19 protein-coding genes and 1 pseudogene are annotated in these 18,784 nt (G+C 50.8%); 3 read left to right on the top strand and 17 right to left on the bottom strand.

Annotated features, from left to right (window positions below; all coding sequences use genetic code 11):
- Positions 1 to 37: 37 nt before the first annotated feature.
- From rpsJ to ACTQ3K_RS04365, 6 genes and pseudogenes are all read right to left on the bottom strand, one after another.
- Positions 38 to 355 carry a 30S ribosomal protein S10 gene (rpsJ, locus tag ACTQ3K_RS04390; protein WP_441565880.1) on the bottom strand — a complete coding sequence of 106 codons (318 nt, stop codon included), beginning with the start codon at positions 353 to 355 and terminating at the stop codon, positions 38 to 40.
- Positions 356 to 807: 452 nt separating this feature from the next.
- Positions 808 to 1,995, bottom strand: coding sequence for an elongation factor Tu (gene tuf / locus ACTQ3K_RS04385; RefSeq protein WP_441565882.1), 1,188 nt, complete (start codon positions 1,993 to 1,995; stop codon positions 808 to 810).
- 105 nt (positions 1,996 to 2,100) lie between these two features.
- Positions 2,101 to 4,218: an elongation factor G gene (fusA, locus tag ACTQ3K_RS04380; protein WP_441565884.1), complete on the bottom strand. Its 2,118-nt coding sequence runs from the start codon at positions 4,216 to 4,218 to the stop codon at positions 2,101 to 2,103.
- Positions 4,219 to 4,233: 15 nt separating this feature from the next.
- On the bottom strand, positions 4,234 to 4,704 hold the full coding sequence (rpsG, locus tag ACTQ3K_RS04375) for a 30S ribosomal protein S7 (protein WP_441565886.1): 471 nt from the start codon (positions 4,702 to 4,704) through the stop codon (positions 4,234 to 4,236).
- A 147-nt stretch (positions 4,705 to 4,851) separates the two neighbouring features.
- A complete protein-coding gene (rpsL, locus tag ACTQ3K_RS04370) occupies positions 4,852 to 5,265 on the bottom strand; it encodes a 30S ribosomal protein S12 (RefSeq protein ID WP_441565888.1) in 414 nt (137 codons plus the stop codon).
- Positions 5,266 to 6,027: 762 nt separating this feature from the next.
- A pseudogene (locus tag ACTQ3K_RS04365) lies at positions 6,028 to 6,259 on the bottom strand (DUF1653 domain-containing protein); the annotation flags it as partial.
- A 175-nt stretch (positions 6,260 to 6,434) separates the two neighbouring features.
- Here ACTQ3K_RS04365 and ACTQ3K_RS04360 point away from each other — a divergent pair.
- Positions 6,435 to 7,631: an MFS transporter gene (locus tag ACTQ3K_RS04360; RefSeq protein WP_441565890.1), complete on the top strand. Its 1,197-nt coding sequence runs from the start codon at positions 6,435 to 6,437 to the stop codon at positions 7,629 to 7,631.
- Positions 7,632 to 7,719: 88 nt separating this feature from the next.
- Positions 7,720 to 8,442, top strand: coding sequence for a pseudouridine synthase (locus ACTQ3K_RS04355; protein ID WP_441565892.1), 723 nt, complete (start codon positions 7,720 to 7,722; stop codon positions 8,440 to 8,442).
- On the opposite strand, the gene ACTQ3K_RS04350 is transcribed toward ACTQ3K_RS04355, so the two are convergent.
- Genes ACTQ3K_RS04350 through ACTQ3K_RS04340 form a run of 3 tightly spaced genes read right to left on the bottom strand, consistent with a single transcriptional unit; the run spans position 8,439 to position 10,784 of the window.
- A complete protein-coding gene (locus ACTQ3K_RS04350; protein WP_441565894.1) occupies positions 8,439 to 8,885 on the bottom strand; it encodes a DUF1934 domain-containing protein in 447 nt (148 codons plus the stop codon). The two genes, ACTQ3K_RS04355 and ACTQ3K_RS04350, sit on opposite strands and share 4 nt — an antisense overlap.
- Before the next feature lie 12 nt (positions 8,886 to 8,897).
- Positions 8,898 to 9,722 (bottom strand): glutamate racemase, encoded by an 825-nt coding sequence (gene murI / locus ACTQ3K_RS04345; protein ID WP_441565896.1) that lies wholly within the window; start codon positions 9,720 to 9,722, stop codon positions 8,898 to 8,900.
- A complete protein-coding gene (locus tag ACTQ3K_RS04340) occupies positions 9,723 to 10,784 on the bottom strand; it encodes a D-alanine--D-alanine ligase family protein (protein ID WP_441565898.1) in 1,062 nt (353 codons plus the stop codon).
- 179 nt (positions 10,785 to 10,963) lie between these two features.
- Here ACTQ3K_RS04340 and spoIIR point away from each other — a divergent pair, with 179 nt between their 5' ends.
- On the top strand, positions 10,964 to 11,590 hold the full coding sequence (gene spoIIR, locus ACTQ3K_RS04335; protein WP_441565900.1) for a stage II sporulation protein R: 627 nt from the start codon (positions 10,964 to 10,966) through the stop codon (positions 11,588 to 11,590).
- Positions 11,591 to 11,595: 5 nt separating this feature from the next.
- Here spoIIR and ACTQ3K_RS04330 read toward each other — a convergent pair whose 3' ends face one another.
- The 8 genes from ACTQ3K_RS04330 to ACTQ3K_RS04295 all read right to left on the bottom strand — a co-directional run bounded on the left by ACTQ3K_RS04330 (position 11,596) and on the right by ACTQ3K_RS04295 (position 18,776).
- The gene (locus ACTQ3K_RS04330; RefSeq protein ID WP_441565902.1) at positions 11,596 to 11,790 is read right to left on the bottom strand and encodes a hypothetical protein; all 195 of its coding nucleotides are present in this window, start codon (positions 11,788 to 11,790) and stop codon (positions 11,596 to 11,598) included.
- Positions 11,780 to 12,460 (bottom strand): GntR family transcriptional regulator, encoded by a 681-nt coding sequence (locus tag ACTQ3K_RS04325; RefSeq protein ID WP_441565904.1) that lies wholly within the window; start codon positions 12,458 to 12,460, stop codon positions 11,780 to 11,782. The genes ACTQ3K_RS04330 and ACTQ3K_RS04325 overlap by 11 nt, the downstream gene beginning before the upstream one ends.
- On the bottom strand, positions 12,442 to 13,350 hold the full coding sequence (ispE, locus tag ACTQ3K_RS04320) for a 4-(cytidine 5'-diphospho)-2-C-methyl-D-erythritol kinase (RefSeq protein ID WP_441565906.1): 909 nt from the start codon (positions 13,348 to 13,350) through the stop codon (positions 12,442 to 12,444). Before ispE ends, ACTQ3K_RS04325 begins: the two co-directional genes overlap by 19 nt.
- 221 nt (positions 13,351 to 13,571) lie before the next feature.
- Complete coding sequence (locus ACTQ3K_RS04315; protein WP_441565907.1) at positions 13,572 to 14,852, bottom strand: amidohydrolase; 1,281 nt, start codon at positions 14,850 to 14,852, stop codon at positions 13,572 to 13,574.
- Between the two features lie 367 nt (positions 14,853 to 15,219).
- Positions 15,220 to 15,747: a peptidylprolyl isomerase gene (locus tag ACTQ3K_RS04310; RefSeq protein WP_441565909.1), complete on the bottom strand. Its 528-nt coding sequence runs from the start codon at positions 15,745 to 15,747 to the stop codon at positions 15,220 to 15,222.
- A 53-nt stretch (positions 15,748 to 15,800) separates the two neighbouring features.
- Positions 15,801 to 16,679 carry a TPM domain-containing protein gene (locus ACTQ3K_RS04305; RefSeq protein ID WP_441565911.1) on the bottom strand — a complete coding sequence of 293 codons (879 nt, stop codon included), beginning with the start codon at positions 16,677 to 16,679 and terminating at the stop codon, positions 15,801 to 15,803.
- Entirely contained in the window at positions 16,676 to 17,785 is a 1,110-nt protein-coding gene (locus ACTQ3K_RS04300) for a hypothetical protein (RefSeq protein ID WP_441565913.1), read from the bottom strand. The genes ACTQ3K_RS04305 and ACTQ3K_RS04300 overlap by 4 nt, the downstream gene beginning before the upstream one ends.
- Positions 17,786 to 18,206: 421 nt before the next feature.
- Complete coding sequence (locus ACTQ3K_RS04295; RefSeq protein ID WP_441565915.1) at positions 18,207 to 18,776, bottom strand: hypothetical protein; 570 nt, start codon at positions 18,774 to 18,776, stop codon at positions 18,207 to 18,209.
- Positions 18,777 to 18,784 lie beyond the last annotated feature (8 nt).

Here is an 18,784-nt window from a genome sequence, read left to right as displayed (position 1 = left end):
AACAGGCCGAAACCAATTCTGGATTTTCTTAATGGAATTACTTTGTTTTCATCTTGATGTCGATGTAAACACCGGCAGGCATTTCCAGTCTGGAAAGTGCATCTACGGTCTTCTGAGTGGGAGCCGTGATGTCGATGAGTCTCTTATGAGTTCTCTGCTCGAACTGTTCTCTGGAATCCTTGTACTTGTGGACTGCACGAAGGATTGTTACAACCTCCTTCTTGGTGGGCAGCGGCACAGGTCCGCTCACCTGAGATCCGGTTTTCTTTACAGTGTCGATGATTTTACCAGCGGACTGATCTACCAGCTGGTGGTCATAAGCCTTTAATGTGATTCTCATTACCTGACTTGCCATAAAAAAAGTCGCCTCCTTTTCGCACTTTTCAATGTAAGTACGACAAGCGGTGACTGTACACTCTCCCGTGTGTATCATCAATTCCTACACACGTCATTTCTACTTCTTTACCTGTTGTAGATGATTCTGTTTGTACAGTGACTTGTCGCCAGTTTCCTAACTTGACATTCGCTCCGCGGAAAAACCTGCCACAGTGGGCAGCAACCTCACGCTTCATCGCTATCATGCCACAGCATGATATATTATACACAAGCCTCTTCAAAAATGCAAGGTTTTTTTTGTATTTTTTTCAGTACAGAAAAACCCCGGAAACCTTTCGGTTCCGGGGCATCTTACGTTTGAGCACATGCACCTTTCGGTACGTTTATTTTATATATGCAATGCTGCCTCACTGTGAGCAAGCTCCCAGCAAACACAACTCTCGGCTTCGCACTGCTCGTTGCTTATCGAAATTACTCGATGATAGAAGCAACACGGCCAGATCCTACTGTACGGCCACCCTCACGGATAGCGAATGTAAGACCCTGCTCCATAGCGATGGGGTGGATGAGCTCGATGGTCATCTCTACGTTATCGCCAGGCATGCACATCTCAGTACCTTCGGGAAGGTTTACAACGCCGGTTACGTCAGTTGTTCTGAAGTAGAACTGAGGTCTGTAGTTGTTGAAGAAAGGAGTATGACGGCCACCCTCGTCCTTGGTAAGAACGTATACCTGAGCGGTAAACTTCTTATGGCAGGTAACAGTACCGGGCTTAGCCAGAACCTGTCCTCTTTCGATTTCATTTCTCTGAACACCACGGAGCAGAGCACCGATGTTATCACCAGCCTGGCCTTCGTCAAGCAGCTTGTGGAACATCTCAACACCGGTAACAACTACCTTACGGGTCTCTTCCTTAATACCAACGATTTCAACTTCATCAGATACATGGATCACACCACGCTCTACTCTACCGGTTGCAACAGTACCACGACCGGTGATGGAGAAGATATCCTCTACAGGCATCAGGAAAGGCTTGTCAGTATCACGCTGAGGATCGGGAATGTAGGAATCTACAGTGTCCATCAGCTCCATGATCTTGTCTCCCCAAGGTCCCATGGGATCTTCCAGAGCCTTCAGAGCGGAACCCTTAACGATCGGGCAGTCATTGAAGCCGTACTCTTCAAGCTGCTCGGTAACTTCCATCTCTACCAGCTCGATCAGCTCTTCGTCATCTACCATATCGCACTTGTTCAGGAATACTACGATGTAAGGTACACCTACCTGACGGGACAGAAGGATATGCTCCTTTGTCTGAGCCATAACACCATCGGTAGCAGCAACTACGAGGATAGCGCCATCCATCTGAGCAGCACCGGTGATCATGTTCTTTACATAGTCAGCATGTCCGGGGCAGTCAACGTGAGCGTAATGTCTCTTAGCAGTCTGATACTCAACGTGAGCGGTAGAAATGGTAATACCACGCTCTCTCTCTTCGGGAGCCTTATCGATGTTCTCGAAATCTACCTTCTCATTACCAGGAACTCTCTCTGCCAGAACCTTGGTGATTGCAGCAGTCAGAGTAGTTTTACCATGGTCTACATGTCCGATTGTACCGATGTTACAATGGGGCTTAGATCTGTCAAATTTAGCTTTAGCCATTTTAAAAGTCCTCCTTAATATTTGCCCTGGCGGGCTTCAATTATTTACGTTTCAGCGTTTCACACTGAATAACATTATATTGCATAACAAACGCTTTTTCAAGCCTTATTTCGCTCTTTCAGCAAGAACTTTCTCCTGTACGCTCTTCGGTACGGGCTCGTATTTATCGAAGAACATGGAGTATGCCGCACGGCCCTGAGTCTTGGAACGAAGGTCTGTTGCGTATCCGAACATCTCGGACAGCGGAACATAACCCTTGATCAGCTTGGATCCGTTTACATCCTCAAATGCTTCGATACGTCCGCGGCGGGAGTTGATATCGCCGATAACATCACCCATGTAATCCTCGGGAGTTGTTACCTCGACTCTCATGATCGGCTCAAGGAGTGTTGCGCCGCCCTTTGCCATAGCGTCCTTGAATGCCATGGATCCGGCAATCTTGAATGCCATTTCGGAAGAGTCGACTTCATGATAGGAACCATCGTAGCAGACAGCTCTTACACCGAGTACTTCAAATCCGCCCAGGATACCGGACTTCATTGCTTCCTGGATACCGGCATCTACTGCAGGGATATATTCCTTCGGGATTGCACCGCCGACAACCTCGGAAACAAACTCGTAAGTCTTCTCAGCGTTTGCATCCATGGGCTCAAAGCGTACCTTACAGTGACCGTACTGACCACGTCCACCGGACTGCTTTGCATACTTGCTGTCAACGTCAACACTCTTTGTGATGGTTTCCTTATAAGCAACCTGGGGCTTACCAACGTTTGCCTCTACCTTGAATTCACGAAGGAGACGGTCAACGATGATCTCCAGATGAAGCTCACCCATACCGGCGATGATGGTCTGTCCTGTTTCCTTATTGGTGGAAACACGGAACGTAGGATCCTCTTCTGCCAGCTTTGCAAGAGCCTCGCCCATCTTGTCCTGTCCGGCCTTTGTCTTAGGCTCGATTGCGATATCGATAACGGGTTCAGGGAACTCCATGGACTCCAGGATTACCGGATGCTGCTCGTCGCAGATGGTATCACCGGTGGAGGTGAACTTGAAGCCTACTGCTGCAGCGATATCGCCGGAGTAAACCTTGTCAAGCTCCATTCTCTTGTTTGCGTGCATCTGAAGGATACGGCCAACACGCTCCTTCTTGCCCTTTGTTGCATTCAGCACATAAGAGCCTGCATTCATGGTTCCGGAGTAAACACGGAAGAATGCCAGTTTTCCAACGAAGGGATCTGCCATGATCTTGAACGCAAGTGCGGAGAAGGGTTCTTCATCAGAAGAATGTCTTACAACCTCATTGCCGTCCATGTCGGTTCCCTTGATGGAGGGGATATCGGTAGGTGCGGGCATATACTCAACAACTGCATCCAGAAGCTTCTGAACACCCTTGTTGCGGTATGCGGTACCGCAGAGTACCGGAATGATTTCTACGGAGATGGTAGCCTTTCTCAGAGCCTTCTTCAGGTCTTCTGTGGAGGGCTCATCACCATCCAGATACTGCATCATCAGATCGTCATCTGTTTCACAGATTGCTTCGATCATGGCAGTTCTGTATTCTTCTGCCTGTTCCTTCATATCGTCCGGAATGGGCTCCAGAGAGATCTTATCGCCCTTCTCATCTTCATAGATGTAGGACTGCATCTCGAACAGATCGATGACGCCCTTGAAGTCATCCTCCTTGCCGATCGGAAGCTGAACAGGTACTGCATTGTGACCAAGACGGGTCTTGATCATATCTACTGCATTGTAGAAGTTTGCACCCAGGATATCCATCTTGTTGATGAATGCGATTCTGGGAACGTTGTATTTATCGGCCTGGCGCCATACAGTTTCTGACTGAGGTTCAACACCGCCCTTTGCACAGAACACACCTACGGCACCATCCAGTACACGCAGAGAACGCTCAACTTCAACGGTGAAGTCAACATGTCCGGGGGTATCAATGATATTGATACGATGCTCCAGAGCGCCCGGCATCGGTTTTGTTTCCTTTTCCAGAGTCCAGTGACAGGTGGTTGCAGCGGAAGTAATTGTGATACCTCTCTCCTGCTCCTGCTCCATCCAGTCCATGGTAGCTGTACCTTCGTGAGTATCACCGATCTTATAGTTTACGCCTGTGTAGTACAGGATACGCTCTGTAAGAGTGGTTTTACCCGCATCGATATGAGCCATGATACCAATGTTCCTGGTTCTCTCCAATGGATATTCTCTTCCAGCCAAGGGATTTCCCTCCTTTTAGAATCTGTAATGTGCAAACGCCTTGTTGGCCTCTGCCATCTTGTGCATGTCTTCTTTTCTCTTTACGGCTGCACCAGTGTTGTTTGCTGCATCCATAAGCTCGTTTGCCAGTCTCTCCTCCTGGGTCTTCTCGCCTCTCTTACGGGAGAACAGAGTGATCCAGCGCAGAGCCAGCGCCTGACGTCTTTCGGGCTTAACCTCGATGGGTACCTGATAGGTTGCACCACCGATACGCTTTGCCTTTACTTCCAGTACAGGCATGATATTGTTCATTGCTGCTTCAAAAACTTCCAGTGCGGGCTTTCCGGTCTTTTCCTCAACCTGCTCAAAAGCGCCGTACACAATCTTCTGTGCAACACCCTTCTTGCCGTCCAACATGATATTGTTGATCAGCTTTGTAACAACCTTATTGTTGTAAAGCGGGTCTGCTAAAACATCTCTTTTCTGGGTATGTCCTTTACGAGGCACGTTACTTCCCTCCTTAATTATTAGAATTAAATCGTCGGTACTCACACGCTTGTATGTTCGCGCCCGGTCATGCTAACTATATTGGACCCGTCTCACAGGGAAAAATATGCTACATTCCGTGCACTAATACAAATCTTACTGACTGCCTTACTTCTTCGGTCTCTTAGCGCCGTATTTGGAACGGGCCTGACGTCTGTTGGCAACACCTGCGGTATCGAGGGTTCCTCTGACGATATGGTATCTGGTACCGGGCAGGTCCTTTACACGGCCGCCTCTGATCAGAACAACGCTATGCTCCTGAAGGTTGTGGCCTTCGCCGGGGATATAGCTTGTTACTTCGATACCATTGGAAAGACGTACTCTGGCAATCTTTCTAAGTGCTGAGTTAGGCTTCTTGGGGGTAGCGGTCTTTACTGCTGTGCAGACGCCTCTCTTCTGAGGAGCAGCCTCATCGGTTGCCTTCTTCTTTAAAGAGTTGAAACCCTTTAACAGAGCGGGAGCGGTTGCTTTCTTTACGGATGTCTGTCTACCCTTTCTTACTAACTGGTTGAATGTGGGCATGTTTTTCACCTCCTGTGATATTGGTTAAGTGTCTGTTTTTGCGCACCAAAATACAATTGCATTTTTCGCACGCCTTACTATTATATAGTTGGATTTTCTCCATGTCAAGAGCCAACCTGCAAATATCAGGTAAAACTTATCTGTTTTTTCACAGAAACCGGCTTTCTGTGAAGCAGACCACCGTTACCGGGACAGGCTGTTTTCAGCGCAGCCTTGTGTCCTCATACTTCGCCATAGTCTCCAGGCACTGGCGAAGCTGATGATACCGTTCCTCGATCGGACCGGCCGGGATCTCCACATCCACAGCCATGGCCAGGCCGTCGATAAGCTCATCATCCAGCTCCTCCCGCATGGTCTCCAGGATCACTGCCTTGGATTCAAAAGTCCGTGCCTCCAGGAAATCCAGAAAATGGGGATTCACCTCGTCGGTTGTCTCTTCCTCCTCTCCCTGCCCCTTTGCAGCCTCCACCGCCTCGTCGGTCAAGGATTCCCAGAGATCATCCTCCGTCTCCTCCGCCCGTCCGCTCCGGGGGATCACCACGCTCTCCTGCTCGGCCATCTCATCGGCTTCCTCATAATCCTCAAAATCCGAAAGTCCGCTGACCTCCTTCCAGGTATCCAGAAGCGCCTGTTTTTCCTCTGCCTCCCGCTTCATTCGTTCTTCCGAAGTTCTTCGTTCCGGTTCTGTCCGGCGTGCTGTTTTCCGGCTTTCGTCTTCTTCTGCATGAGAAATCTGCTCCTGCCGTTTTCCGGTCTCCGCCATGTTCACCGGTTCAAACCGGTATTTCTGGGTCACGCGGGGATATTTATCATGATCCACCTCCTCCAGAAACATTTCCAGCGGACGGACATAGATCTTAAATTCTCCGTAAAGCGCCTGGTAGACCACCATTGCCTCTCCGGTCTCGGAGTGCTCCGCCACCGCCACGATCTGATACAGTCGATTTTTAAAATGCCGGTAAAACTCCCCCGGCCCTGGTATTCTCTGTGCCATAGCTGCCTCGTCTCCTTCCAGGGTTTATTTTAACCGAATCCGGTTTCTGCGTCAATCATATCCATTATCCTGCTTATTTACTTCGAGATTCTCTGCTCTGCTTGACCCTCTTCATTCCCTCCTGTTATAATAAGGTATCCGTTTATAATTATAATAAGAAGAAAAGGAAAATTTTATGAACAGACCTGCGCTTCGTTCCAATCTCTATCGTCTCTACTATCTCCTGACCCTGATTGCCCTGTGCTGCTATGATTCTTATATCAGTGTCTATCTGGAGCAGTATCTCCATCTAAGCGGCTTCCAGATCGGCTGCTTTCTCTCGGTATCCATGATCGCCGGGCTGGTGGTCATGCCGCTCTACGGAGCCCTGGGCGACCGCACCGGGAAGTACCGGGAGATCCTCATGGTCTGCAGTGCCGGAACAATCCTGTTTTCCTTCCTGCTTTCCATGCAGACCGGCTTTTTTCTGCTGATCGTCATGGGCATCGGCTTTGAGCTGAACCGCTGCTCAATCCTTGCCATGGCAGATACCCAGACCATCCGCTACTGCAGCGACTACGGACAGCCCTACGGCAGCATTCGCTGCTTCGGCTGTGTGGGCTGGATCACCGGAAGTGCCCTCTGTGCCTTCCTGGTCCGCCGGTTCGGTCTGGACCATATATTTTTCCGCTTTTTCATGGGCGCTATGGCCTGCTCTCTGGTGAATATAGTCTTTCTCCCCGGAATAAAAAACGCCAGCAGCGCCTCTGCGCAGTCCGGACACCTTTCCGAACACAGCGCGTCCCGCGGTTCTCTCGGCGTACTGCTGAAAAACCGCCGCTATCTTCTGATCGTAATCTTTGCTCTGCTGACCGGAGCTCTGGCCGAAGCGGTTAATACCTACGCCTCCCTCCACCTGGTTTCCGTTCTCCACGGAGCCGAATATCTGGTGAGCATTTATTCCATCATCGGCGCGGCACCGGAGATCCTGTTTCTTCTGTTATTAAACAGGCTCCTGCTGCCGAAGCTTGGCTTCCGTCGGCTGTTCCTCATCTCCGCCGGTGCTCTCGGACTCCGAATGGTCCTGTTTGCCGTATTCGACAGTGTCCCGCTGTTTTTCCTGGCCGCCTGTATGTGCTTTCTGACAAGTGCCTGCACCACCGGCCTCAATGTTCAGTATATCCATAAAGTCGTTCCCGAAACCTCCATCGGACTTGCCGCTTCCGTTTATAATGCGGTATTCATGGGCGGACGGGCGCTGTTCAGTCTGCTGTTCGGAGGAATTTACGACCTGGCAGGAAGCCGTTCCGTCTTCTGGAACTGCGCAGTCTGTGCTCTTCTTGCCTTCGGGCTGGCCTTTTTCAGCCGCAGCATTGATCCAGCCGAAGCCTGAATCCAACCAGAGTCTGAATCCGACCAGCGCCTGTATTCAACCAGCGCCTGTATCCGACCGGTTCTGTCTAATTCATAAAGGAGTCCCTATGTCAAAACAAGTCAGACTTGATAAATTTCTCGCCGATGCCGGAGCCGGCACCAGAAGCCAGGTAAAAGGCTTTCTGAAAAAGGGCCTGGTGACCGTCAACGGTGAACCGGCCAGAAAGCCGGAACAAAAAATATCCCCGGAAACCGATCTTATCGTTTTCCAGGGAACCGTACTCTCCTACACTGAATTTTATTACTATATGTTAAACAAACCGTCCGGCTATGTCTCAGCCACCGATGACAACACTGCGCCCACAGTGCTCTCGCTTTTAAAGGGCGCTCCCGGAAAAGACCTGTTTCCGGTGGGACGACTGGACAAGGATACTGAAGGGCTTCTGCTGATCACCAACGACGGCGCTCTGGCCCATCGTCTGCTCTCCCCTCGTCACCATGTGGACAAAACCTACTTTGTCCGTGCCGACGGTGCTGTGACGGAAGACGACTGTTCCAGACTGGAAGCCGGCGTAGACATCGGAGAGGACCGGCTCACGCTCCCGGCAAGGGCAGCGCTTTTGTCCTCCGGTCCGGTCAGCGAAGTGGAGCTTACCATCCACGAGGGAAAATTCCACCAGGTCAAGCGCATGTTCCAGGCTGTCGGTAAACCGGTTCTTTATTTAAGACGTCTTTCCATGGGAAGTCTTACGCTGGACGAAACGCTTCCTCCGGGACAGTACCGCCCGCTGCGCGAAGAAGAGATCGCTGCTCTGCGTAAGTTTTCCTAAGACAGATCCACCTTGCAGGTATCCTTGGATTCCACCCGGATCTCCACCAGACAGTCCGCAATGTGCTGATCGTCCATCTCCAGCCGGTATTCCAGCCGCAGGTTCAGAAGATTTTCCTCCTCGGTGACTTCCATCCGGCTGGTTTCCAGTCCCACCATCATCTTCCCGTACGGTACATCGTAGCAGGAAACATTTTTCTTATCCTTCTCAAAGATCATGTGAACGCTGGTTTCACCCTTTTTAATCACCTCCGCCCGGTCATTCCGGATCTTGATGATATTCCGTTCCCTTGTCCGTCCGTCCTCGGAGACATCATCATAAGTCACATAATGCTTTCCATTCTTAAAATGATACTGACCGGCTGTGATAATCTCCAGTTTATCCTCGCCAACGCTTCCGCCGCGCTGGACACTTGTCATGAATATCAGGACTTCCTTCTGCATCCTTCCCTCCTGCTACTCGTTTTCTTCCTCAATGTTGACCTGCTTCACCGCCTCAATGTCATAAGGCAGAATCGAATTTGCAAACGCGCAGAACCGTTCCTCGGCATCACTGACGAAAAATTCATACTTTTCTCCCGCCTGCGTTACCTGTTCATCACAGGAAAGATCCAGCTTTTCCAGAACCCGCCCAAGCTCCATGGCTGTCTCATAGGCCGGATTGACCAGTATCACATTTTCACCCACCACACGGCGGAACGTGGAACGCAGAAGCGGGTAATGGGTACAGCCCAGGATCAGGGTATCGATGGATTTATATTCCATATCTTTAATATAGCGGTTTACCACTTCCTCCGTGATGGAATCATGGATCCAGCCCTCCTCCACTAGCGGCACAAGAAGCGGACAGGCCTTTCCGTAGACCTGGATCTTCGGATTACAGGCCTTCAGCGCCTTGGTATACATACTGCTCTCAATGGTAGCCGTCGTTGCCACCACGCCGACCCGGCCGTTTCTCGTCTTCTCACTGGCCACCCTGGCTGCCGCATCGATCACTCCAAGAACCGGGACCGTTGCCTCTGCCTGAAGCACCGGAAGCGCCAGAGCCGTCGCCGTATTACAGGCAACCACGATGGCTTTGACATTCTGCGATTCCAGAAAGCGGAGAATCTGTCTGGAATAACGGATAATGGTTGCTTTCGATTTACTTCCGTAAGGAAGTCTCGCCGTATCACCGAAATAGATCAGCCGTTCCTCCGGAAGCTGGCGCATAATCTCCCGTGCCACGGTCAGACCGCCGACACCGGAATCAAACACGCCGATTGGTGCATTGCTGGACATTTAATTCTCCTTTCTGGAGAACGCCATGCGGATCAGCTTATCAATGAGCTGGGACTTGGAAAGTCCCCGGTTCTCCCAGAGCATGGGGTACATGCTGATGGATGTAAAGCCGGGAAGGGTATTGATCTCATTGAATACCACTTCTCCGGTGTCTTTTGTCACAAAGAAATCCACGCGGGACAGGCCGAATCCGTCCACTGCTTTGAAAATCGCCACTGCGTCTTTCCGGATCTCCTCCACAGTTTCTGCCGGAAGCTCCGGATCCAGGACTGTCTTGGACTCCGCATTATGATACTTCGCTTCATAATCATAGAAATCAGCCGCCGCCAGGATTTCGCCGACTCCGGTCGCCTGTACCTCGCTGCCGCCCAGGACTGCACATTCGATCTCACGGCCTACAATGGTCTCCTCCACCAGAATCTTCCGGTCGTGCTTTGCCGCGCCGAGAAGTCCTGTTTTCAGTTCTTCCCGGTCATGGGCTTTGGAAACACCCTGGGAGGAGCCTGCATTACAGGGCTTAATGAAGACCGGATAAGAAAGGACTGCTTCCACTTTTTTCGCTGCCGCATCCGGATCCTTCAGCTCTTCCTTCCGGACTGCCACATACTTTGCCTGACGGATTCCCAGCGTATCGACAATGATCTTCGTATACAGCTTATCCATGGAAACAGCGGAAGCGAGCACGCCGCAGCCCACATAGGGGATTCCCGCCAGCTCAAAGATTCCCTGAATCGTTCCATCCTCGCCATAAAGGCCATGGAGCACCGGGAATGCCACATCAAGCTTCTTCGTCTCCACATGGTCGCCGTCAATGAGAAGAACCGCTTTCATTTCGGCATCCGGTGACAGAACTGCCCGGACCCTGCCGTTTTTCCATTCTCCGGAGCGGATCGCATCCACGGATTCCGTAAGAAGCCATTTTCCTTCTTTTGTAATTCCGATGAGAACCACCTCGTACTTCTCACGGTCAATATGATCAATCACAGTCGCTGCGGATACGCAGGAAACTTCATGCTCAGAGGACTGTCCGCCAAAGAGCACTGCTACGGTCTGCTTTTCCATTTTGATTCCTTCTTTCTATTCTAATTTCAGTTTTAATCTGCCTTTGATGATCGTTCTTCTTTGGTTTTCGGTTTCTTTCCCATTGTACCCTGCTTTTCCCGTTTCTTCAACGTCTAATTGAAAGAAATCCCGGAAAATGGATATACTCTGGATATTCAAACGGAAGGGGGAATTATTTTATGAAGCTGCGAAAATCCATATATCTTCGAATCCTGCTGGTTCTTTTATGTACCGGAACTATGATCCTGGTCATCCTCACTGAAAAAAAGGCGGTTCAGATCCAGTCCGATCTCGCCGATCATGTCCTGCGGTTCCATGTCCTTGCCAACAGCGATTCCGAGGAGGATCAGGCCTTAAAACGAAAGGTTCGGGACGCCCTGCTGCAGGAGATCAACGAGGAACTCCCAGACGACGCCGATCTTTCCGATACAAAAGCCTATTTGTCCTCCCATGAGGCACTGCTTCAGGAAACTGCCTGCCGGATCGTCCGGCAAAACGGCTTTGATTATCCGGTAGAATTCCGTCTGGAGCCATGGTATTTCCCGACAAAGACATACGGCGACATGACCTTCCCCAGTGGAACATACGACGCCTTCCGGGTCATTATCGGAAAAGGAGAGGGAAAGAACTGGTGGTGCGTGCTCTATCCCTCTCTCTGTTTTATCGATTCCACATATAGTATTGTGCCTGATTCTTCCAAGGCCGCTCTGCGGGGCACCTTACAGGCCGACACCTACGAAAGCCTCCTCCATCAGAAGCCTCAGGCCGGATTCCGGCTGGGCGAATGGCTGAAACGGCTGTTTTAACCCGTTTATTTTTTCTGCTTGTCCAGCATTTCCTTTAATGCCTCATCGCTGTCGTCGATCCAGACATCCTCTTCATCGGCGTTCAGCCCCAGGTATTCTCTCAGGGTTCTGGTATCATCGCTTTCATTCCAGCGGGCGATATAATCATCGATCTCCTCGAATTCCAGCTCGCCGGCCAGATACTTTTCTTTAAAGGTCATTGCTCTGCTCCTTGATCATCTTTGCGATCTGCGCTTCCTGTTTGTTAATATGGGCCCGGATTGCCCTCCGCACGGCTTCCACATCCCTCGCCGCCAGTGCCCGCATGATATCCTGGTGCTCCTGGAGAAGAATGGTTCTCTGGGACTTGTTTTTCAGATGTTCGATCCGATAACGGTACATCTGCTCCCGAAGATGGTTCACCATCTGAACCAGTCGGTCATTGTCTGTCGCCTGATAGATCAGACCGTGAAACTCCTCATCGGCCTGCCCTAAAACGGTAATATCATCACTGTCAAGAACCGATGCAAACTTAAGGTTTGCCTGCTCCAGCTTTTTAAAATCTTCTGCGCTCATCCGTTCACAGGCCAGCTCACCCGCCAGCTCCTCCAGTGCACGGCGTACCTCCAGCACATCTCTTAAATTTTTCCCGGAGATATGGGCAACCTCCGCGCCTTTTCGCGGGACCATTACCACCAGCCCCTCCAGCTCCAGCTTTCGGATTGCCTCTCTTACAGGAGTCCTGCTGACTCCCATCTGATCGGCAAGCCGGATCTCCATCAGGCGCTGCCCCGGAACCAGCTCACCTCTTAAAATCGCCCGCCTCAGGGTGTTAAATACCACATCCCGCAGGGGAAGATACTCATTCTCATTTACCTTGAGCCCGTCCATCGGTTACCTCCGCTTTCTCCCTTTGTATGATACGGCTTTACGGTATAGATCTGTCTTGCCAGACCCTCGCGCCGGATCTGTTTTCCGGCCCGCTCCGCCTGTTCCTTTTCCGAAAAAATCCCAAATACAGTCGGCCCGCTCCCGCTCATCAGTGCCTGCTTTGCACCTGCCTCCAGCATCCGTTCTTTGATGATGCCAATCTGCGGATGCGCCGGGATCGTCACCGTTTCCAGCACATTTCCCATCCGGGAAAGAACTCCCGGAAGATCCTGATCTGCGAGTGCCTGCACCATGCCGTCAATATCCGGATGGTATGAAAGCTCTGCCGCTTTCAGATTACTATACACAAACTTCGTTGAAACACTGATCGGCGGTTTCGCCAGCAGGATATGACAGTCCGGCATGGACGCCAGCCTGGTCAGCTTTTCTCCGATTCCCTCAGAAAGGGCTGTTCCTCTCATAATACAATACGGAATATCCGCTCCCAGCGTTACCCCCCGCTCCTCCAGCTGTTTCTTTGACAGTTGCAGGCCAAACAGCCTGTTTACTCCAACCAGAACGGCCGCCGCGTCACTGCTGCCGCCCGCCATGCCTGCCGCAACGGGGATCTTTTTATAAAGATCAATGAAAAGCCCATCCGGAATCCCCGCCTCTTTCATAAGAAGCTCCGCTGCCTTATAAACCAGGTTTCCCTCACCGGTCGGCAAATACGGAAGATTCGTCCGGATTCGGATTCCCGGTTTCTTTTCCCGTCTTAACCTGATCTGATCATAAAGGCTCACGGTCTGCATGATCATCTTTACTTCATGATATCCATCTTCCCGCTTTCTGAGGACATCCAGGCCAAGATTGATCTTTCCGTATGCCCGAAGCGATAGTTCATTCCTCATAGTTTTCTCCGCTGCCAGGTATCTGCCTGTCCTGTGCAAACCGGACAGGCGGATGCCTTCTCCATCATTCTTCATGGTTCCGCCCACGGAACAGACACGCTGTTTTGGTTTTTCCCCGTATTTTGTATACGAAGTACTTTTTCAAGTATACACAATTTCTCATAAAAATACAAGCCGCCAATTCTTTCCTGCATCTGCCGGGCATTCCGGTTTTTTCGCTTTTACGACCGCTTTGCCGCTTCTTTTTCCTTTTTCAGCCGCTGGAACCGGCCCTTTAATCCCTTCTCCGGGAATACCGCCTCATGCTCCACCTTATGGCCCTTCGCCGCTTCCGCCCTGCGGTTCACATACTCCTGAACATAAGCCAGATGGACCATCACGGCATTGGTCACAGCCCGCTCATCAATATTGAACTTCTCGTGGTGGTTGGGATAGGCCCGCCCCATCTCCTCATTTCCTGCACCGATAAAGGCAAAGGCTCCGGGGATCCGCTGCTGATACACGGAAAAATCCTCGCCCAGCATCATCTTCGGCACTTCCAGAAACGCACGTTCCTCAAACACCTTTCTGGCGCCGCAGTAAGCGATCTCTGCCACATCAGGATCATTGTCCACCGCCGGATGCGCCGCCAGCACATAATCCACATGGGCGACTGCATGATACGCCGCCGCGGTTCCCACGGATACCCGCTTGACCGCATCCTCGATCCGTTTTCCCTCGGCTCTGGAAAACGTCCGCACCGTTCCTTCCATGAATGCCGATCCTGCCACCACATTGCGGACCGTTCCGCTGACCAGATGGCCGATATTGACCACCGCCGAGTCAATGGGATTCGTCTCCCTGGCAACGATCTGCTGAAGGTTCATAATAACGGCCGCTGCCGCCACCGTTGCATCCACGCATTGCTGCGGCTTTCCCGCATGGCCCTGCCGCCCGGTCACGGTAATCGTAAACAGATCAGACTCTGCCATCCGCGGCCCCGGTTCGATATTGATATATCCCACCGGAATATCGGCAAACACATGAAGCCCGAAGATCTGCTCCACATGATCCAGATAGCCGGAATCCATGACCATCTTCGCTCCCCTGCAGACCTCCTCTGCCGGCTGGAACAGAAGCTTAATGGTACAGTTTAACTCTTCCTCATGGGCTTTCAGGATCTTTGCTGCGCCAAGAAGGGCCGCTGTATGGGCATCATGACCGCAGGCGTGCATGACACCGGGCGTACAGGACTTATACGCCACATCGGTTTTTTCATCGATTTTAAGGGCGTCAATGTCAGCCCGCAGCGCGATCACCGGTTCTCCCGTTCCCACATGACCGATCACTCCGGTCTCTGCCAGTTCTATATAAGGAATTTCCATTTCCTCCAGCTCGGTCTTGATCCGCTTGGAGGTTTCCCACTCTTCCATGGAAAGCTCCGGATTCTGATGGAAATGCTTTCGCAGGTTCACAACATAGTTGCGGATCTGTTCTGTCTCTTTTCTGATATCAATATTCATACGGTACCTCCTTCGTGCCGTCTTCTGTACTATTCCAGTATAAAATTGTATGAAAGGAAATACAATCTTTTTTTCAAAAAACCTTTGACTTTTTTCCGAAACCACCTATAATGAAACCATACAGAACAACGGAGTGCTTGTATACAGGCATTCCGTTTTTTTATTTCCAGGAATTATTTTCCCGGATCCAAAGTGTTTTCGATCTCCCTGATCCCCCAATCTTACAGGGGGAACGAAATCAGTTCTGTTGCCCTGTCAGGCAGACCGGCACTGCCGACATTTTGTTTTCCCTCACATTACTATACTGTATGACATGGAGAAACCGCCTCGATCCTCTCGGGGCGGTTTCTCTGTCTTCCTGTTTTATTCAGCACTTCTCCGGTTCGGGATATTCCACTCCGAAGGTTTCCACTGTGACCGTTTTCATTCTCTGGGGTGTTACGGGGCGGTCTGCATATCCGGTGGGTGTCTCGGCAATGGCATTTACCACATCCATCCCCTCGATCACCTTTCCGAAGGCTGCATACTGGCCGTCCAGATGAGGCGCCTTCTCATGCATGATGAAGAACTGGGAGCCTGCAGAATCGGGATGCATGGCCCGTGCCATGGAAAGGACTCCGGGATCATGTGCCAGATCATTCTCCACGCCGTTCATGGAAAACTCACCCTTAATCTGGTATCCGGGTCCGCCGGTTCCCTGTCCCAGCGGGCAGCCTCCCTGGATCATAAAGCCGCGGATCACACGGTGAAAGATCAGGTCGTCATAAAAGCCCTTCTTTACCAGGCTGATGAAGTTGTTTACGGTATTGGGAGCCACATCGGGATATAACTCTGCCTTGATGATGCCTCCGTCTTCCATTTCAATCGTTACAATGGGATTCTTTGTATCTGCCATATTCTGTCTCCTTATAAATGATTTGATCCTCAGAAGCTTCTTCTGTTCTTAATTTAGAAGCTTCTTCCGCCGCCTCCGTGGCTGGCACCGCTGCTGCTGGAATGGCTGGAGCTGTGACCGCCGCCTCCTCCGCCACTGCTGCTATTGTTATCATGCTCGATCTTTCTTGTCACAACGGTGGTATGCGTGAAGAAATCGGTATGCTCGTTCTGGTGAAGGCTGCCCTGCTTCAGATACGTCCTGCTGCTGACCGTCGTCTGGGTTTTGCGGTTATGGCTGATGATCAGCGTAATGATTCCGGCGATCACCGCTGCGATTCCCAGATTCATGAACAGCGTGCCCGGCCGGAACGCTTCTGCCAGACTGTCCTGCCAGCGGATCTTCTTATAATCGCTGCTGTCATAATCAACGAAAGACTCCCGTTCGGAATCATAATAGCCGTTGTCCGCCGACTCGCCGCCGGTGAGGCACTTCTCGGCCTCCTTCACGAATGCGGTACAGGAGCCGTAATAATCCTGATCAGAAACGTGCTCATACAGCACATCCAGCGTGCTCTCGATCTCATTATCCGTATACTGCTCGATTCCGGTTCCGGCTGTACTGATGTAGATCTGGCGGTTATCCATATCGATCAGGTAAAGCACGCCGGAGCCATTGGATTTTTCATAACCAAATCCATGCTCATCAAAGAAATCATCGGCATACTCCATGGAGCTTTTGCCTTCCGCATCATCGGTAGTTACTATGATGAGATCCTGCCCGATCCGCTGTGCCGTCTCCACCAGCAGCTCCTGAAGCTCTGCTTCCTCCTCCTCTGTCAGGAGATCTGCATCATCATAAACCTTCTGCTCTTCACTGTCGAAGCCGCATAACAGCGTACCCGCTGTCAGAAGCAGCAGCAGAAGCATGGAAATTTTTCTCAGCTTTTTCATACGACACCTCCGATAATATGGATCAACGTCAGCAGAATCCAGATTCCGGCCGTCAGTCCGCCGAAGAAGCCTGCCATGCGCCCCTTGCTCAGCGGCAGCGTACCCACCTGCTTTCCTGTCTGTCCGTTAAGGGCAAACTGATACGTCTTATCTTTATACCGGTAGTTGAGCATCCAGACCGGCAGCATGACATACTCCGCCTTTTCCTCATCGATCCTCAGATTCTGCTGAACGATATTGACACCGCTGTAGCCTGTTATCGTTGCCATAGCCTCATCGACTGCATATTTCCGCACCCGGCCCTTTCCACGCTCCTCCATATCCTTATCTGTCTGGGAATATACCTCAGCCAGATAACCGGAAAGATACGGCATTTCAAATTTTTTCAGATCCTCATAGTGGAACGGCTCCAGAAGATCCATGGTCTTATCCTCCATCTTTTCGGAGGCGTCCATAGGAATCTTTGTATAACCGGCATCCACATCACGCCGTACATCAAAATGGTCGGTGTATATGTATTCCATGTCGCGGGTTCTTGTCGTCCGGGTTCTGGTACAATGGGCATGAAGCTTTACATTCGCCTTATAATCTACCAGCCAGAACGGAACGTAGATCCCGGTCATCTTTTCCATGGTATTTGCACTCTTAAAATCCTTCGGTGTAAACAGGCCCTTCTTTGTCCATGCCTTGAACTTCTCCAGCGCCTGCTCCTTTGTGATCTTAAACGGAATGACCTCCACCGGGCATTTCTCCTCCAGCACATCCTCCATCAGCGTTGTATTTCCGCAGAAGCTGCACATGGTTGCCGCCGTCAGTTCATCTGTCACCACCTCTGCACCGCAGGACGGACAGATATAACGCTTCACCTTCATGGAGGGTCCGGTTTCGCCCTCGGCCTTTGCTCCCTCCTCTTCGGTTTCTACCTTCTGCGCTTTTTCCGCTGCTTTCTCCTCAGCCGTTTCTTCCCGCTTCTCCGGATCTCCGAACTGCTTCTTATACTCTTCAACGGAAAGCGTCGTTCCGCAGTAATCGCAGGAAAGCTTCTGCGTTTCCGGATTAAACAGCATCGGTGCGCCGCAGGACGGACACTTATAATTGATTACCATGAATGGCTCCTTTCTTCTCCATAGCTTAGTTGCCCCCTTTGCCTCCTCCATCATAACACAGACTAAAAAACCATTCAAGAAAGAATCCCGTCATCCAGCGAGATCCCTGCTCTTTCGTGTTCATATTTTGTTCAAATATCATTCAAAATCTTTTTACAGTCTGGGCACGATTTCTTCACGTTTCCCACCTATACTGTAACCATAAGAAACAGACAAGACATTCACAAAGATTTGAGCAAAGCATTTAGCTGTTGCGAAAACTTTTTTTCATACCGAGCTGAGTTATCAGCTCTCCTCCCTTTTTACTATTATATAAAAAATCTCCTGTTCCTCGTCAAAACAGGAGATTTTTTATGCCCCGGAAACGCTTTCCGGGGCATGAACTTTCTATGAACTATCTGTCATTCAGGGACAATCCTGTTTATTCCTCTGCCTTTACCGGATTCGATACGCTCACCTTATGGTCATACCACTTTCCTTTTTTCCCGATCAAGGCCAGATCAAACTCTTCATCAAGAGCCGGAACCGGAATATCAAACCCGTATACCTCTTCGGTCGAACCACCTTTGTAGGTTACTGTATCGGTGGTCGGCTGCAGCAGCTCTGCACCCTCCTTCTGGGCATCTGCGGCCGTTCCGGGGAACAGATTGACAATGCTCTTGGAAACCAGCGATACATGAAGCGTCATAACACCGTTTTCAACGGTCAGGGTTCCTTTTCCGTCGCATGCTTCATTCGCGTGGAACATACTGCTGTCAGTATTGAACTCCGCTTCGTAGGTTCCGTCCTCCAGCGCTGCTGTTTTCGATGCCTCCGTTGCCGCCTCTGTGGCAGTCTCTTCGGTCGCTGTCTCTGTCTCTTCGATTGTTGTTTCTGCTGCCACGGTTGTTTCCGCTGCCGCAGTTGTTTCATTCTTCTTGGTTCCGCAGCCTGACAGCAGCAGCGCTGTCAGGGCGGAAGCACACAGGATCACTGTGAGTTTTCGTTTCATATCTGATT

Origin of the sequence: Candidatus Paralachnospira sp. LCP21S3_A2 (genome assembly GCF_052118925.1) — a bacterium.
Lineage (GTDB): Bacteria > Bacillota > Clostridia > Lachnospirales > Lachnospiraceae > Lientehia.
The sequence above is the reverse complement of the archived record's forward strand: the minus strand, read 5'-3'. Positions and strand labels throughout refer to the sequence as shown.

Excerpts from the sequence above, each read along its gene's own strand:
- ACTQ3K_RS04355 (WP_441565892.1), top strand. The coding sequence starts at position 7,720 with ATGTCAAAACAAGTCAGACTTGATAAATTTCTCGCCGATGCCGGAGCC.
- ispE (WP_441565906.1), bottom strand. The coding sequence starts at position 13,350 with ATGAGGAATGAACTATCGCTTCGGGCATACGGAAAGATCAATCTTGGC.
- ACTQ3K_RS04305 (WP_441565911.1), bottom strand. The coding sequence starts at position 16,679 with ATGAAAAAGCTGAGAAAAATTTCCATGCTTCTGCTGCTGCTTCTGACA.
- ACTQ3K_RS04315 (WP_441565907.1), bottom strand. The coding sequence starts at position 14,852 with ATGAATATTGATATCAGAAAAGAGACAGAACAGATCCGCAACTATGTT.
- ACTQ3K_RS04340 (WP_441565898.1), bottom strand. The coding sequence starts at position 10,784 with ATGGAAAAGCAGACCGTAGCAGTGCTCTTTGGCGGACAGTCCTCTGAG.
- ACTQ3K_RS04350 (WP_441565894.1), bottom strand. The coding sequence starts at position 8,885 with ATGCAGAAGGAAGTCCTGATATTCATGACAAGTGTCCAGCGCGGCGGA.
- ACTQ3K_RS04310 (WP_441565909.1), bottom strand. The coding sequence starts at position 15,747 with ATGGCAGATACAAAGAATCCCATTGTAACGATTGAAATGGAAGACGGA.
- ACTQ3K_RS04300 (WP_441565913.1), bottom strand. The coding sequence starts at position 17,785 with ATGGTAATCAATTATAAGTGTCCGTCCTGCGGCGCACCGATGCTGTTT.
- spoIIR (WP_441565900.1), top strand. The coding sequence starts at position 10,964 with ATGAAGCTGCGAAAATCCATATATCTTCGAATCCTGCTGGTTCTTTTA.
- rpsJ (WP_441565880.1), bottom strand. The coding sequence starts at position 355 with ATGGCAAGTCAGGTAATGAGAATCACATTAAAGGCTTATGACCACCAG.
- ACTQ3K_RS04295 (WP_441565915.1), bottom strand. The coding sequence starts at position 18,776 with ATGAAACGAAAACTCACAGTGATCCTGTGTGCTTCCGCCCTGACAGCG.
- murI (WP_441565896.1), bottom strand. The coding sequence starts at position 9,722 with ATGTCCAGCAATGCACCAATCGGCGTGTTTGATTCCGGTGTCGGCGGT.
- rpsL (WP_441565888.1), bottom strand. The coding sequence starts at position 5,265 with ATGCCCACATTCAACCAGTTAGTAAGAAAGGGTAGACAGACATCCGTA.
- ACTQ3K_RS04330 (WP_441565902.1), bottom strand. The coding sequence starts at position 11,790 with ATGACCTTTAAAGAAAAGTATCTGGCCGGCGAGCTGGAATTCGAGGAG.
- ACTQ3K_RS04360 (WP_441565890.1), top strand. The coding sequence starts at position 6,435 with ATGAACAGACCTGCGCTTCGTTCCAATCTCTATCGTCTCTACTATCTC.
- tuf (WP_441565882.1), bottom strand. The coding sequence starts at position 1,995 with ATGGCTAAAGCTAAATTTGACAGATCTAAGCCCCATTGTAACATCGGT.
- ACTQ3K_RS04325 (WP_441565904.1), bottom strand. The coding sequence starts at position 12,460 with ATGGACGGGCTCAAGGTAAATGAGAATGAGTATCTTCCCCTGCGGGAT.